General features: G+C 64.8%; 13 protein-coding genes. 3 read left to right on the top strand and 10 right to left on the bottom strand.

The genetic code is table 11. From position 1 onward, the window contains the following. Positions 1 to 83: 83 nt before the first annotated feature. The 5 genes from ACM42_RS11440 to ACM42_RS11420 all read right to left on the bottom strand — a co-directional run bounded on the left by ACM42_RS11440 (position 84) and on the right by ACM42_RS11420 (position 4,929). Positions 84 to 896: an N-acetylmuramoyl-L-alanine amidase gene (locus ACM42_RS11440; protein WP_271528028.1), complete on the bottom strand. Its 813-nt coding sequence runs from the start codon at positions 894 to 896 to the stop codon at positions 84 to 86. A gap of 125 nt (positions 897 to 1,021) precedes the next feature. Then, positions 1,022 to 1,918 (bottom strand): TauD/TfdA dioxygenase family protein, encoded by an 897-nt coding sequence (locus ACM42_RS11435; protein ID WP_271528027.1) that lies wholly within the window; start codon positions 1,916 to 1,918, stop codon positions 1,022 to 1,024. Positions 1,919 to 2,149: 231 nt separating this feature from the next. Beyond that, positions 2,150 to 3,433, bottom strand: a complete 1,284-nt coding sequence (gene ispG, locus ACM42_RS11430) for a flavodoxin-dependent (E)-4-hydroxy-3-methylbut-2-enyl-diphosphate synthase (protein WP_271528026.1) — start codon at positions 3,431 to 3,433, stop codon at positions 2,150 to 2,152. A 12-nt stretch (positions 3,434 to 3,445) separates the two neighbouring features. Beyond that, the gene (locus tag ACM42_RS11425; RefSeq protein WP_271528033.1) at positions 3,446 to 4,399 is read right to left on the bottom strand and encodes a DMT family transporter; all 954 of its coding nucleotides are present in this window, start codon (positions 4,397 to 4,399) and stop codon (positions 3,446 to 3,448) included. Between the two features lie 35 nt (positions 4,400 to 4,434). After that, the gene (locus ACM42_RS11420) at positions 4,435 to 4,929 is read right to left on the bottom strand and encodes a Fur family transcriptional regulator (RefSeq protein WP_271528025.1); all 495 of its coding nucleotides are present in this window, start codon (positions 4,927 to 4,929) and stop codon (positions 4,435 to 4,437) included. Between the two features lie 157 nt (positions 4,930 to 5,086). On the opposite strand from ACM42_RS11420, the gene ACM42_RS11415 reads away from it, so the two are divergent. The 3 genes from ACM42_RS11415 to ACM42_RS11405 are packed head-to-tail and all read left to right on the top strand — an operon-like array spanning position 5,087 to position 8,314. Next, on the top strand, positions 5,087 to 5,569 hold the full coding sequence (locus ACM42_RS11415) for a MarR family winged helix-turn-helix transcriptional regulator (protein WP_271528024.1): 483 nt from the start codon (positions 5,087 to 5,089) through the stop codon (positions 5,567 to 5,569). Then, positions 5,562 to 6,731 carry an HlyD family secretion protein gene (locus ACM42_RS11410; protein ID WP_271528023.1) on the top strand — a complete coding sequence of 390 codons (1,170 nt, stop codon included), beginning with the start codon at positions 5,562 to 5,564 and terminating at the stop codon, positions 6,729 to 6,731. Before ACM42_RS11415 ends, ACM42_RS11410 begins: the two co-directional genes overlap by 8 nt. 26 nt (positions 6,732 to 6,757) lie before the next feature. Then, complete coding sequence (locus ACM42_RS11405; protein ID WP_271528021.1) at positions 6,758 to 8,314, top strand: MDR family MFS transporter; 1,557 nt, start codon at positions 6,758 to 6,760, stop codon at positions 8,312 to 8,314. Positions 8,315 to 8,459: 145 nt separating this feature from the next. Here the strand turns inward: ACM42_RS11405 and ACM42_RS11400 are convergent, their stop codons facing one another. The 5 genes from ACM42_RS11400 to pcaF all read right to left on the bottom strand — a co-directional run bounded on the left by ACM42_RS11400 (position 8,460) and on the right by pcaF (position 14,262). Continuing rightward, positions 8,460 to 9,524: a phosphotransferase gene (locus ACM42_RS11400; RefSeq protein ID WP_271528020.1), complete on the bottom strand. Its 1,065-nt coding sequence runs from the start codon at positions 9,522 to 9,524 to the stop codon at positions 8,460 to 8,462. Positions 9,525 to 9,600: 76 nt separating this feature from the next. After that, complete coding sequence (locus tag ACM42_RS11395) at positions 9,601 to 11,289, bottom strand: methyl-accepting chemotaxis protein (protein ID WP_271528019.1); 1,689 nt, start codon at positions 11,287 to 11,289, stop codon at positions 9,601 to 9,603. A gap of 261 nt (positions 11,290 to 11,550) precedes the next feature. After that, positions 11,551 to 12,153 (bottom strand): protocatechuate 3,4-dioxygenase subunit alpha, encoded by a 603-nt coding sequence (pcaG, locus tag ACM42_RS11390; RefSeq protein WP_271528018.1) that lies wholly within the window; start codon positions 12,151 to 12,153, stop codon positions 11,551 to 11,553. Then, on the bottom strand, positions 12,154 to 12,855 hold the full coding sequence (pcaH, locus tag ACM42_RS11385) for a protocatechuate 3,4-dioxygenase subunit beta (protein ID WP_271528017.1): 702 nt from the start codon (positions 12,853 to 12,855) through the stop codon (positions 12,154 to 12,156). It abuts the gene before it with no gap. Positions 12,856 to 13,053: 198 nt separating this feature from the next. Continuing rightward, the gene (gene pcaF / locus ACM42_RS11380; protein ID WP_271528016.1) at positions 13,054 to 14,262 is read right to left on the bottom strand and encodes a 3-oxoadipyl-CoA thiolase; all 1,209 of its coding nucleotides are present in this window, start codon (positions 14,260 to 14,262) and stop codon (positions 13,054 to 13,056) included. Between the last annotated feature and the right edge of the window lie 24 nt (positions 14,263 to 14,286).

The raw sequence follows: 14,286 nt of genomic DNA, 5'->3' as shown, positions 1-14,286 counted from the left end.
CGCAGCGAAGCAAGCAGGAGACCTTCCGCGGAGAATCTACATTGCTTCGCTGCGCTCGCAATGACCAACCGAAGCCGAACTCGCTACCGCCTCTCGCAAAACTCCCTCATTGCAGCTGCCACGGCGCCCGCGACCGCTTCGTGCCGCTCCGCCGAGTTCATCTCCATTTCCTCGTCGCGATTGATGATCGAGCCGGCCTCGAGCAGCACGGCGGCGCTTCTCGTCCGCGACAGCACAATGAGCCCGTCATAGCGATAGACGCCGACGTCCCTGTCGAGCAGCTGGCGCCGGTAGCGGCCCATCACCGGCAGGGTATACTGGCTGGCATAGCGCAGGCCCTGCTCCTTCAACTGCCTGCCGATCATCCGGGCCAGCATCAGGCTGGTGGCGAAGTACGGATTCTGCTGCGACACGAACAGCGAGTGCCCCGAAAAACGGTCGCTGAAATAGCTCTTTGCGCCATCGAACTCCCAGGTCTCGAGCAGCTTGTCCGGCACCGAATCGTGATGGACCGACAGGAACAGATCGGTCCGGCCTTCGTTCGCAGCGCCGACGCGCTTGAACAGGCTCGACCGCGCCTTGCCGTCCGTGACAAGCAGGCGGGTTTCGGCAAAGCCTTCAGACTTGAGCTTCGCTGTGATCAGCCTGGCGAGGCGGAAGTTGAAGCCGAACTCCGGATCATTGCGCGCGCTCAGCGCACCGTAGGAGTCCGGGGTGTGCCCGACATCCACGACGATCCGGAATTTAGGCATCTCGCATTTGGCCGGCGGCGACGGCTTCGGCCTAGGTCTTGCAATCTTTCGCGCGGCAGCAGCCTCGCCGGCATCGACAAGGGCGAGCGACGACAGCAGGATCGACGCGACCAGCCCGGCGATGATGCTGCGCGATTGCCCCAAGCTCTACTCCGCTGCCGCGACCCGCGGGACGACGACGAAGCCCGCGATTTGTTTTCGGGAAGATTGGCGCGGGAATTGGAGTGCGTCAACGCAAGATAACGCTCGTGTCCCGGGCACGAGAGAGGTCAGATCGGCCGCTCCCCCTTCACCGTCACGCGCGTGCCCGAGCGCGTGTGCGGCCAGTAGTCCCACATTGCACGGTGCTGGGTGCAGCGGTTGTCCCAGAAGGCGATGGCGTTCTCGGTCCAGCGGAAGCGGCACTGGAACAGCGGGTTCTCGGCGTGCTGGTAGAGATAGGCCAGCATCGCATCGCTCTCGTCGCGCGGGATGCCGTTGATGTGGCGGGTGAAGCCGCGGTTGACGTAAAGCGCCTTCCTGCCCGTGACCGGATGCGTGCGCACCACGGGATGCTCGGCCTGCGGATACGAGGGACGGTCGGCGACGCCATAATTGGCGTAGAGTCCGCGATAGATCGGTTCGCCATCGTGCAGCGCGGTGAGCCCGTCGAGATAGGCCTTCATGCGGTCCGACAGCGCCTCATAGGCCGCGTACATGTTGGCGAACAGCGTGTCGCCGCCGCGCGGCGGGCACTGCTTGATGTAGAGGATCGAGCCCATCGGCGGCTCGAGATCGCAGGACACGTCGGAATGCCAGCCCTCGCCGTTCGCGCGCGGCGAGTTCTTGTCGGCGTAGATCTTCATCAGCGCCGGATCTTCGTCCTCGTGCGGCGCGGCCGGATGGAAGTGTAGTTCGCCGAATTTGCGGCCGAAGGCGAGGTGCTGCTGCGGCGTGATGTGCTGGTCGCGGAAGAAGATCACGAGGTTTTCGGCAAGCGCGCGATGGATCTCGTCCATCTGCCGGTTGGAGCGGGCATCGCCCTCGACGAGCTCACCGATGTCGACGCCCGAGATTTCCGCGCCGATGATGGGGGTGAGCTTTTCGACCTGAAGCGTCTCGTAGGGCGCGCCGTCTTCAGCCGTGTGGCGATAGCGCGGACCCTGCTTGCCGGCGAGTGAGCTCATGGCGTGTCTCCCGATCGTTGTTGATTGGGGACATCGTAGCGCGCGGCGGCGGATACGCAAACTGCGCTGCAAACACACTCGTCGTCCCGGACAAGCGCAACGCAGATCCAGAACTCATAACCACAAGAAGAGATTTGGTAACTCCGAATCTCCGCCAACCCACTCCTTGTGGTTATGGGTCCCTGCTTTCGCAGGGACGACAGCGGAGCATGGAGCGCTGGCGGAGTGAAATCACTCCGCCGCGGGCGCCGGCACCTTGGCGCCCTGGCCGTAGCGCTGGTCGATGTAGTCGATCACCAGCGCCTTGAAGTCGGCAGAGATGGTCGGGCCGCGCAGCGTGCGGAACTTCTTGCCGTCGACGAAGACCGGCGCAGCCGGCGCTTCGCCGGTGCCGGGCAAGGAGATGCCGATATTGGCATGCTTGGACTCGCCGGGGCCGTTGACGATGCAGCCCATCACCGCGACGTTGAGCTCCTCGACACCAGGGTACTTCGTCTTCCAGGTCGGCATCTCGTCGCGGATGAAATCCTGGATCGAGCGCGCCAGTTCCTGGAACGTGGTCGAGGTGGTGCGGCCGCAGCCGGGGCAGGCCGCAACCAGCGGCACGAAGGTGCGGAAGCCCATGGTCTGCAGCAGTTCCTGGCCGACCTGCACCTCACGCGTGCGGTCGCCGCCGGGCTCCGGCGTCAGCGAGATGCGGATGGTGTCGCCGATGCCCTGCTGCAGCAGGATGCCGAGCGCGGCCGAGGACGCCACGATGCCCTTCGAGCCCATGCCGGCTTCGGTCAGGCCGAGATGGATGGCGTAGTCCGAGCGCGACGCGAGATCCTGGTAGACCGCGATGAGATCCTGCACCGCCGAGACCTTTGCGGAGAGGATGATGCGGTCCTTGGGCATACCGAGCTCTTCGGCGCGCGCGGCCGAGAGCAGTGCGGACTGCACCATGGCCTCGCGCGTCACCGCACGCACGTCGCGCGGATTGGGCGAGGCTGCGTTCTCGTCCATCAGCTTGGTCAAAAGCTCCTGGTCGAGCGAGCCCCAATTGGCACCGATGCGGACCGGCTTGTCGTTCTTGTTCGCGATCTCGATGATGTCGGCGAACTGGGTGTCGCGCTTGTCCTTGAAGCCGACATTGCCGGGATTGATGCGGTATTTCGCCAGCGCCTCGGCGCAGGCCGGATAGGCCGCAAGCAGCTTGTGGCCGATATAATGGAAGTCGCCGATCAGGGGCGTCGTGATGCCGCGCTTGGCGAGGCCATCACGGATGTGCGGAACGGCGGCAGCGGCCTCCTCGCGGTCCACGGTGATGCGGACCATTTCGGAGCCGGCGCGCGCGAGCGCTGCGACCTGGGCGATGGTACCGTCGATGTCGGCGGTATCGGTGTTGGTCATCGACTGCACGACGATCGGCGCACCGCCACCAACGGCGACGTTGCCGACCTTGACCTGAGTGGTCCGGTGCCGGGGCGCGGGGCCCGCGACGTCGGAATCGAGGGGATTTTCGAGCTTGTTCATGGGGTCCAAATATCAGGTTTTGGTGACGTTCAGCAATGCATCACGCGGCGCCGCAGCCACTTGGCTCGGACGGTTAACCAGAAAAAGCCCAGCAATTACAAGGAGGGCGGCGGCCCCGAATGCCAAGCTTAGGGTGTCGTGCATGATGAAATAGCTACCGACCACGCCAAACAAAGGGGTGATGAAGGTAAAAGCCGACAATTTGCTGGCCGAATAGGCCTTCACCAGCGCGAACCAAAGGGTGAACGTGGTTCCCACCACCCAGATCGCCTGGAATGCCATCAAGCCGAGCGATAGCGGTGCCGGCATGTGCGTGATGGATTCGCCAAACAGCCAGGCCGCCATCCCCAGAATCGGGATCGAGGTGGCGACCTGATAGCCCAGCGCCTTCTCGGGCGCGGCGAAGCGCAGCCGCGTGCCCTTGGCGACCAGCGTCGTCGCAGCCCACAACGCGGCGCCACCGACGATCATGAGATCGCCGAGCAGAACATGCGAATCGACATTGGGCTGCGGCACGCCGATTGCGAGGGCGACGCCGGCAAAGCTGATGGCCAATCCCAGCCATTGCGAGCCGCCAAGACGCTCGCCAAGCACCTGGTAGGAGCCGAGCGCGACGAAGAACGGCGCCGTGTAGAGGAACACCACCGCACGCGAAGCAGACGTGAGACGCAGCCCCTGGAAGATCAGCACGAATTCGATGCCGAACATCAGCCCGGCGATCAGGCCGGGCTTCCAGGTGCCGTCGCGTTCGAAGAAATTGACGCCACGCAGGGTGCCGATGATGAACAGCACCGGCAGCGCGCCCATCGAGCGGATGGCGGCCTGGAGCATCGGCGGAATGTCCGGCAGCACCAGCTTCACCGCGATCTGGTTGAACCCCCAGGTCAGGCACAGCATGAGCATCAGGGCAATGGCACCGGCACTGAGGGGGCGTGCGGCGGAGGGCACGATTTGAGCTGAGGACATTTCTTCCCGAATACCGGCTTTGCGCCGTTGTTGGTCTATGCAGTCTTCTGACAATGGGCGCAGACGCCCGTGATCTCCACCACGGACAATTTGGGGGCAAAGCCCGAACTGCGCGCGGCGGCGTTGAGGTCCCCGGCAAAGGACGCTGACGGGATCTCACCGACGAGGCCACAGCGCTCGCAGATCAGGAACGCCACCGCGGAGGTCACGTCGTGGTCGTGGGCGGCGCAGGCGAGATAGGCATTGCGGCTCTCGATGCGGTGCACGAGGCCGTTGGCCATCAGGAAATCGAGGGCACGATAGACCGTGATCGGTGCCGGCCGCGCCATCGACTTGGCGAGCTCGTCGATCACCTCATAGGCGCCGAGCGGGCGATGGCTGGAGAGCAGCGCCCCCAACACCTGACGGCGAATTGGCGTGAATTTCTGCGCACGCTGCTCGCAGACCGCCTCGGCATGCGCGAGCGCATCCGCGGTGCAGCGGCGGTGATCGTGATCGGGCGCGGGAAATACCGGGTTTGCGAGGGTCATGCGACCGATCTTTTAGCATTTCGGCTCGGGAACCCAAAGCACGACACTGCGAACGGCTGCCAGCCATGCCGGCGTTGCGGGACAGCCACCCGATAATCCGCCAGGAAATAATCATAAGCTTGCTTATTATATCTCCTGCTTATTGGAGACAAAGCTCATGACCCGCGGGTCCGTCGACCAGAACTTCCTGTTTACGCTCTCCGAACTCTACCGCCTGCTGCGCGTCTATGCCGACAAGGAGGCGTCTCGGTTCGGCATAACACGCGCGCAATGGGCGGTGCTGGCCAAGGTGGAGCGCAGCGAGGGCATGAAGCAGTCGGAGCTTGCCGAACTCCTGGAGGTGCAGCCGATCACGCTAACCCGCCTGATCGACAAGCTCTGCGACAATGACTGGCTCGAACGGCGCAGCGACGCCTCGGACCGCCGCGTCAAGCGCCTCTACCTGAAGAAGGCCGGCCGGCAGCTGCTCGGCCGGATGAGCGGGCTCAGGTCCGAAATCACCGCCAACGCGCTCGACGGCATCAATCCGGCGGATGCCCACCGTCTCCTCACCCAGCTCGAAACCATCAAGGAAAACGTGCGGACCGCGAGCCAGGCCAGCGGTGCGGAACAAGCGCGCAAGGAGCAGCGCTATGGCTGATCAGGTCCTCAAGTTCCAGCCCGAGCAGAAGAGCGATAGCGGCAAGCCGGCGAAGAAAGCCGGCACCGATCCGCGCCGGCGCCTGATGGCGGGCCTGCGCCGCTATCGCCGTTTCCTGCTCCTGGTCGTGCTGCCTGTCGTCGCCGCCGTCGGGGGCCTCACCTTCTATCTCAATGGCGGCCGCTATGTCGGCACCGACGACGCCTATGTCGGCGCGCAGAAGGTGCTTGTGACGCCCGACATCTCCGGCAAGATCCTGAAGGTGGTCGTGAAGGAAGGCCAGTCGGTCAAGCGGGGAGACGAGCTGTTCGAGATCGACCCTGTTCCGTTCCGCCTGGCGGTGGTGGAGGCCAAGGCGCAGCTCGCGCAGGCGCGCACGACCTACGACAACTTGGTCGCCAACATCAAGATCTACGGCGACATGCTCAATCTGGCCCAACAGGGCATTGATTTGAAGCAGCGCGACGTCGAGCGCAAGCAGGCGCTGGTGAAGAACAATTTCGGCTCGCAGCTCGATCTCGACAATGCGTCGAATGCGCTGGTCACCGCCGGGGCGCAGGCGCAATACATCAAGCAGCAGCTCTCGAACGCAAAGACCCAATTGCTCGGCAACCCTGACCTGCCGCTCGAGCAATTTCCGCCCTACGCTCAGGCGAAAGCCAAGCTGGACGACGCCCAGCGCAACCTCGATCACACCGTACTGCGCGCGCCGATGGACGGTGTGGCGACGCAGGTCGAGCAGATCCAGCTCGGCCGCTATGTCGCCGCCGGCACGCCGGTATTCTCCATCATCGACGTCGCCCATCCCTGGGTCGACGCCAATCCGAAGGAGAGCGACCTCACCTACGTCACCGAAGGACAGCCGGTGACGCTCGTCGTCGATGCGTTTCCGAATCACGTGTTCAAGGGCAAGATCGGCTCGCTCTCGCCCGGTACCGGCGCGCAATTCGCGATCCTGCCGCCGCAGAACGCCACCGGCAATTTCGTCAAGGTGGTGCAGCGCGTGCCAATCCGCATCTATTTCGACGAGACCGACAAGTATGTGCGGAAGCTGAAAGCCGGCATGAGCGTCTATGCCACCATCGACACCGGCCACAAGCGCTCGCTGGCCGGCTTGTTCGGCCTGTCGGCGACCGCAGGCCAGGACAACGACAAAGACTAAGAGAGACTGCGACAAGGACTGATCCGATGTCCGACGCCAATGCCAGCCTGATGGTGCCCGGCCTGCGCCGGAACATGGTGACGATCTGCGCCATGACCGCGACCATCATGCAGGCGCTGGACACCACCATCGCCAACGTCGCCCTGCCCTACATGCAGGGCACGCTGTCGGCATCGCAGGACCAGATCAACTGGGTGCTGACCTCCTACATCGTCGCCGCGGCGATCATGACCGCGCCGGTAGGCTGGATCGCCAACCGCTTCGGCCGCAAGCGTATCTTCATCATCTGCTCGGCCGGCTTCACCATGGCGTCGGTGCTGTGCGGCCTCGCGCAGGACATCAACCAGATGGTGCTGTTCCGCCTGCTGCAAGGCGTGTTCGGCGCGGCCCTGGTGCCGCTGTCACAGTCCGTCATGCTCGACTATTACACGCTCCAGGAGCGCGCCAAGGCGATGTCGATCTGGGGCATGGGCGTGATGATGGGCCCGATCATGGGACCGTCTCTGGGTGCCTGGCTCACCGAGACCTATTCCTGGCATTGGGTGTTCTTCGTCAATCTGCCGTTCGGCGCCATTACCGTGCTAGGTTTGATCGTCTTCATGGACGAGACCAGGAAGGACCTCAGCCTCAGATTCGACTGGTTCGGCTTCGCCGCGCTGGCGATCGCGATCGGCGCGCTTCAGCTCGCGCTCGACCGCGGCGAGCAATTGGGCTGGCTGGAATCCAACGAGATCCTGGCGGAATTCATCGTCTCGGCCGTCGCCTTCTATTACTTCCTCGCGCATTCGTTCACGACCTCGACCCCGTTCATCCGCTTCGCGCTGTTTCGGGATCGCAACTTCGTCACCGGCTGCGTGTTCATGATCGTGATGGGGCTCGTGCTGTTCTCGACCATGGCGCTGGCCTCGCCCTACATGCAGAACGTGATCGGCTATCCCATCATCACCGCCGGGTTGCTGCTGGCGAGCCGCGGCATCGGCACCTTCTTCGCGATGATGCTGGTCGGCCGCATGATGCGTTATTTCGAGGCGCGCACGCTGATCATTGCCGGCCTGACGCTGACCGCGGGCTCGCTGTTCCAGATGACCGGCTGGACCGACCTCACCCAGGTGCCGGAGATCGTCACCGTCAGCGTCATCCAGGGCTTCGGCTTCGGCCTCGTCTTCGTGCCGCTCTCGACCGTGGCGTTCCTGACGCTGTCGAACGAGCTGCGGACCGACGGCACCGCAATGCTGACCTTGATGCGCAACGTCGCGAGCTCGGTCGGCATTTCCGTCGTCATCGCCGAGCTGACGCAGGGCACGCGGCGGACCTATGCGATCCTCTCCGAGCACGTCAATCCATTCAACCACGCACTGCAGATGCCCAGCGTCAGCGGCATGATCAATCTATCCACCGACGTCGGCCGCGCCATGGCCGACAGAATGGTCAGCGTGCAGGCGCAGATCATTGCCTTCGCGCACGACTACCAGCTGGTGATGGTCTTCATCCTCTGCACCATCCCGCTCGCTTTCCTGATCGGCTCGACCAAGGCCACGCTGCGCAAGCAGGCCGCGGGGCCGGAGCACGCGGTGATGGAGTAGGGTCGACTTCGCGCGATCTCGTGTCCCGGACGCGGTGCAGCGCGCAGCGATGCGCCGCAAAACCGGGACACATGCTGCTGTCAGACCTGCGCCCCGGCTCAGCAGCGCATCACGACGTGCTGCGCTGCGTCCGGGGCACGAGAGATCACCCCAACAGCTCCTCGCAGCCTAAATCGTCCACTGCCGCAAACACCCGCTCCAGATTGTTCCACCAGATCACCGGCGGGATGTCGATGCTCCACTGCCAGACCGGCCTCGTGATCTGCCAGAGCACCGCCCAGCGGTAGTCGCGATCGAGCGCGCCGCGCGTATAACCGGTGATGCCGCTTTCGATCAACGTATCGTGGTAGACATTGAGCAGCGGGCGTTCGAGTGCCTGCCGGCGTTCCGGATACCAATGCATGGCCATCATATAGGCGAGGTCGTGAGTCGGAACGTTGATACTCCAAAGATCGAAATCGAAGATGCGCACGGTATCGGCAACGCCCGCGCGCGGAAGCAGGAAATTCCAGATATGAGCGTCGCCATGGGTGATGCTGAGATGACGGCGCGAATGGTAGCGCTGGGACAGCCGGTCGGACTGATCGATCAAACGGCGATAGAGAGTGCGGCGTTCTTCGCTGAGGCGATCACCGAGCAGATCGGCGAAACGATCGTAGTGGCCGGCAAAGGTCTCCATACGCTGCGCGCTGTCCTCGGCACTCGCCAACGTGCCGACGGTGTCGCCAAGATCGGGATGGTCCCACCACGCCGCATGCCAACGTGCGAGCGTCGTGACGATCGCGACCGCCTGACCGCGCGACGGCGGCAGCGGCCATTGGGTCGCGGTCGCATGGCTGTCGGTGAGATCTTCGAGCAGAAGATGCCAGGCAAGGCTCTGCTCGTCGAAATGTCCGTCGAAGCATCGTGGCACGAGTCCCGGCGGCATTCTCGATGCGAGCTGCATGTAGTAGTCCAGCTCGCGCCTGCCGCCATTGGCGAGGCGCTCGGCGAAGGCTGAATTGGGCATCTTGAGGATCAGCGACTGCGGGGCGCCGGCGGATTCGCCGACATAACGCAGGCCGAGACGGATGATATGCGACACGACGGTGTCGCGCTGATGCAGCACCTTCACTTCGCGCACCGCGCCGGCGTCCAGCACGCCGCCCCGGCGCAGCGCGGCCGTCAGTCGGGCGGGCTCAACGACCGCCGGCAATTGTGGAGGTGTCATGAACCACGATGCCCCTGTCCCGCGCCATACTGCACGATCACACTCCCGGGCACCAGCGGCCGAGCTGATGCCAGGCTCAAGCCGCCGCCGTCGAGTCGCGCACGGTTCGCACCACGACCGACCGCAGCTGTTCGAGATTGGCCGCCATCCCGGCGATCGCCTGCCTGACGTCCGCGGCGCGCTGGTCGACGGAGGCGGCGTCGCGGCTGACATCGCCGATCTTGGCCGAGACCTCCTTCGCTGCGGAGGCGGATTCGGAAATCGACCGCGCGATCTCCCGCGTCGCGGCATCCTGCTCTTCCATCGCGGCGGCGACCGAGGTCGCCACGCCGTCGATCTCGACGATGTGGCCCCCCATGGCCTCGACGGAATCGACCGCGGCCTGCGTCGAGGTCTGGATCTCCGCGATCAGCCGCCCGATCTCCTCGGTGGATTTGGCGGTCTGGTCGGACAGGGATTTCACTTCGGCGGCAACCACGGCGAAGCCGCGGCCGGCTTCGCCGGCGCGCGCCGCCTCGATCGTCGCATTGAGCGCGAGGAGGTTGGTCTGGCCCGCGATGCCGCCGATGAGGTCGGAGACCTCGGCGATCTTCTTCACCGATCCGGCCAGCGCCTGGATGGTCGAGCGCGCCTGCTCGCGGCCAGCGACGGCAGACTTGGTGACAGTGCTCGTGCGTGCGACCTGGCTTGCGATCTCGCGGATCGAGGCGCTCAATTCTTCGGCCGCGGCCGAGACGGCCTGCGAGCTGCCGAGGGCCTGCGTGGAGGCCGCCGCGACCGCCTGCGACTGCGCAGAGAGCGACTTCGCGATCTCCGACAGGCCGGAGGCCGCCCGCTCGACGCCTTGCGTTGCCGCGGTCGCGGTATCGACCGAGCGGCCGGTCTCGCGCTCGACAGTTTCGGCCATCTGGTGCAGGGCGGAGCGCTTGGCGAGCGCCGCCTCCTGCTCCTGCCGCAACTGTTCCCCGCGCAGGCGAGCATTCTCGACCGCCGCCTGCTTGAACACCAGAAGCGCGCCCGCCATCGAGCCGACCTCGTCCTGGCGGCGCGCGAACGGAATGTCGGCGGCGAGATCGCCGGTCGCGAGCTTCTGCATTGCGTCCGTCATGCGCACGATCGGACGGACCACCCCGAGGGCAACACCGAGCAGTCCCGCAGCGATGAAGGCGAGGACGGCGGCGGAGACGCCGAGGAGGATATAGAGGATGGAGCTGTCGCGGTCCGCGGCCAGCTTCTCCATGGCCGCATTCTGCTTGTTGGCGTTCTCGACGATGCTGTCGATGACGGCGCGATGCGCGGTATAGGAATCCTTGAGCTGCGCATAGGCGCGTTCGGAAGCAGCTGCGTCCTTGGCCTTGAGGGCCGGCAGGAGCTGGTCGGACGCCTTCCAGAATTTCTGCACCTCCGCATCGGACTTCGACACCAGCGCGGTCTTGAGGTCGGCCGAGAGGCTGGAGGAGACCCAGAACGCCTTGCGCTCGTCGTAGTCCTTGCGGAGCTGGACCAGGCGCTCGCCATGGGCGGCCAGCTGGTCCGGCTCGCGCATGGCGAGGGTGGCCTCGAGATAAGCCTCGATGACGTATTCCGGCGGCGGCAGGATGTCGGCGATGAGGTCGTTACCGAGCTTGATGTCGGAATAGAGCGGGCCGCCGACCTTGAGCTCGCGCAGCGCATAGAGGCTGGTGGAAACAACCGCAGTAAAGCCGATGGCAAGAACGATCCCGAAAGCGACAATCGCGGAGGACAATGACAGACGAATCTTCATGAAATAATCCAGGGCGCGCGCTGAAACCGCGAGGAGCCTAGATCAATATGGTAAATGCGGGATTGCCCTGCGGGGAAGTCTCGAAAGAAGGGCTCCGAAAAGCTATGGGAATTGAGCGTCGATCGATCGGATTTGGGTCAGCGAGACTGACGCACAGGCGGGCATGGAGACGATCAGGCCGGATGCAAGGCAACACCGACCGCGGTTGCGCTGGATAAGAAACGTGGTGCCGACGACCTGGCGCCGCCGGCACATATTTGCTCAGACCTCGAAGAACACCGTCTCGTCGTCGCCCTGGAGCCGCAGGTCGAGCCGGTAAACCGGCTTGCCGGCCTCGCGCACCGCGGTCAGGGTGGCGCGGCGGTCGGCCGGCACCAGCGCCAGCACCGGATCGGCCGCATTGCCGGCCTCGTCGCTGAAATAGATGCGGGTATAGAGATGCCGCAGCATGCCGCGGCCGAACACCGCAAGCAGGATGTGCGGCGCCTGCGGCTTGCCGTCGGGATCCGGCACCGCGCCCGGCTTGATGGTGTCGAAGGCGTAGTTGCCGTCCTTGTCGGTGCCGCAGCGGGCAAAGCCGCGGAAGCTCGCATTCGGCAGCGCACGCTTGTCCTGCGGGTCGGCAAAGCGTCCCTGCGCATCCGGCTGCCAGATCTCCAGCATGCAATCCGGCACGGCAACGCCGTCGCCATCGAACACGCGACCCTCGATGCGGATGCGATCGCCCGACACGTCGGGGGTCAGCGTCGAGTTGGTGAACGCGTCGTTCCAGGCGTATTCGCCGTTCGGCGTCAGGCCGTATTTGAAGAACGGACCGACCGTCTGCGATGGGGTGATCCCGTTGGGCTTCACAGACTCTTGCACTTAATGGTTCTCCATGGGGGTGGCGTTCTTGCCCCGCAGCACGATGTCGAAGCGGTAGCACAGCGCCCATTCGGGCTTTGTGTTCTCGAGATCGAACGACGAGACCATCCGCGCCCGCGCGTTCTCGTCCGGTACCGAGTTGAAGATCGGGTCGAACGGGAACAAGGGATCGTTCGGAAAGTACATCTGCGTCACGAGGCGCGTGACGAAGGAATAGCCGAACACCGAAAGGTGGATATGCGCGGGGCGCCAGGCGTTGTGGTGATTGCCCCAGGGATAGGCGCCGGGCTTGATGGTGACGAAGCGATAATAGCCGGAAGCATCGCTCACGGTGCGGCCCGCGCCGGTGAAATTCGGATCGAGCGGCGCCGGATGCTGATCACGGACGTGGACATAGCGGCCGCAGGAATTGGCCTGCCAGATCTCGATCAATGAGTTCGGCACGCCGCGGCCGTCCTCGTCCCGCACATGGCCATGCACGATGATGCGCTCGCCGAGCGGCTCGCCGCTGTGCTGGCGGGTGAGGTCGTTGTCGCCCTCGCGCACGGTCTCGTGGCCGTAGACCGGGCCGGTCAGCTCCGACAAGGTATGGCGCATCGGAATCAAGGGCTTGCTCGGCGCGCGCTTGATCGAGCTCTTGTAGTCGGGCGACAGCGGCAGCGGATGCGCCTTGTTGCTGTCCGTGGGATAGATGAATGCCATGGCGAACTCCTCCCCAGCCGTTGTGGTCCGGCCGGTCAACGCTTCGCCAATCATTATATGATATAACTAATTTGGGGAAGCGGGTTTCGGAGCCTCCCAACGCTGTCATTCCGGGGCAGCCCGCAGGGCTGAACCCGGAATCTCGAGATCCCGGGTTCGGTGCAAGTGCACCGCCCCGGGATGACGAGACGCGTCCCGTCAGTTCAGCTTCTCGATCGCAACCGCGACGCCCTGCCCGACACCGACGCACATGGTGGCGAGCGCAAGCTTGCCGCCGCGCTTTTCCATGCCGTGCACGGCGGTGAGGGCGAGGCGGGCGCCGCTCATGCCGAGCGGATGGCCGAGCGCGATCGCGCCGCCATGCGGATTGACGAAATCGGCGTCGTCCTTGACCCCGAGCTGGCGCAGGCAGGCGATGCCCTGCGAGGCGAAGGCTTCGTTCAGCTCGATCAGGTCGAAATCGCTGATCTTCTTGCCGAGCCGCTCCATCAGCTTGCGGGTGGCCGGCACGGGACCAATGCCCATGATGCGCGGCGGCACGCCGGCCGAAGCGAGCCCGAGGATGCGCGCCCGCGGCGTCAGGCCGTGCTTCTTCACCGCGGCTTCCGAGGCCAGGATCATCGCGGCGGCGCCGTCATTGACGCCGGAGGCGTTGCCGGCCGTCACCGTGCCGGGATTGCGCACGATCGGCTTCAGCTTGGCGAGACCTTCCAGCGTGGTCTCTGGACGCGGATGCTCGTCCTTGTCGACCGTGATGGGGCCAGCCTTGCCGCCGGGAATGGTGATCGGCGTGATTTCCTCGGCGAAATAGCCTGCCGCAATCGCCGCACCCGCACGCTGCTGCGAGCGGATGGCGAAGGCGTCCTGGTCGGCGCGCGAAACCTGGAATTCCTCGGCGACGTTCTCGCCGGTCTCCGGCATGGCATCGACGCCGTACTGCGCCTTCAGCAGCGGATTGATGAAGCGCCAGCCGATGGTGGTGTCGAAGATTTCGGCCGAACGCGAGAAGGCTTCCTGCGCCTTGCCCATCACGAAGGGTGCGCGCGTCATCGACTCGACGCCACCTGCGATGGCGAGCTCGATTTCGCCGGCGCGGATGGCGCGGCCCGCGGCGCCGACTGCATCAAGGCCCGAGGCGCAGAGCCGGTTCAGGGTCTGGCCGGGAACCGAATCCGGCAGGCCCGCCAGCAGCAGCGCCATGCGCGCGACGTTGCGGTTATCCTCGCCGGCCTGGTTGGCACAGCCGAAGAACACTTCGTCCACTTGCGCCCAATCGAGACTGGGGTGTTTTGCCATCAGCGCCTTGATGGGGGCGGCGGCCAGATCGTCGGCGCGCACCTTGGCGAGCGAGCCGCCGAAACGGCCGATCGGGGTCCGCACGGCATCGCAGATAAAGACGTCACGCATCGTTGTTCTCCCTGAATGCCGCGG

Source organism: Bradyrhizobium sp. CCBAU 25338 (genome assembly GCF_028128965.1).
GTDB lineage: Bacteria > Pseudomonadota > Alphaproteobacteria > Rhizobiales > Xanthobacteraceae > Bradyrhizobium > Bradyrhizobium liaoningense.
Note: the sequence above shows the minus strand (reverse complement) of the source record. Positions and strands in the feature narration are given on the sequence as shown.

Coding starts and splice junctions, on each gene's coding strand:
- ACM42_RS11425 (WP_271528033.1), bottom strand. CDS start 4,399: ATGTCCTCAGCTCAAATCGTGCCCTCCGCCGCACGCCCCCTCAGTGCC.
- ACM42_RS11395 (WP_271528019.1), bottom strand. CDS start 11,289: ATGAAGATTCGTCTGTCATTGTCCTCCGCGATTGTCGCTTTCGGGATC.
- ACM42_RS11435 (WP_271528027.1), bottom strand. CDS start 1,918: ATGAGCTCACTCGCCGGCAAGCAGGGTCCGCGCTATCGCCACACGGCT.
- pcaF (WP_271528016.1), bottom strand. CDS start 14,262: ATGCGTGACGTCTTTATCTGCGATGCCGTGCGGACCCCGATCGGCCGT.
- pcaH (WP_271528017.1), bottom strand. CDS start 12,855: ATGGCATTCATCTATCCCACGGACAGCAACAAGGCGCATCCGCTGCCG.
- ACM42_RS11405 (WP_271528021.1), top strand. CDS start 6,758: ATGTCCGACGCCAATGCCAGCCTGATGGTGCCCGGCCTGCGCCGGAAC.
- ACM42_RS11400 (WP_271528020.1), bottom strand. CDS start 9,524: ATGACACCTCCACAATTGCCGGCGGTCGTTGAGCCCGCCCGACTGACG.
- ACM42_RS11420 (WP_271528025.1), bottom strand. CDS start 4,929: ATGACCCTCGCAAACCCGGTATTTCCCGCGCCCGATCACGATCACCGC.
- ACM42_RS11415 (WP_271528024.1), top strand. CDS start 5,087: ATGACCCGCGGGTCCGTCGACCAGAACTTCCTGTTTACGCTCTCCGAA.
- ACM42_RS11410 (WP_271528023.1), top strand. CDS start 5,562: ATGGCTGATCAGGTCCTCAAGTTCCAGCCCGAGCAGAAGAGCGATAGC.
- ispG (WP_271528026.1), bottom strand. CDS start 3,433: ATGAACAAGCTCGAAAATCCCCTCGATTCCGACGTCGCGGGCCCCGCG.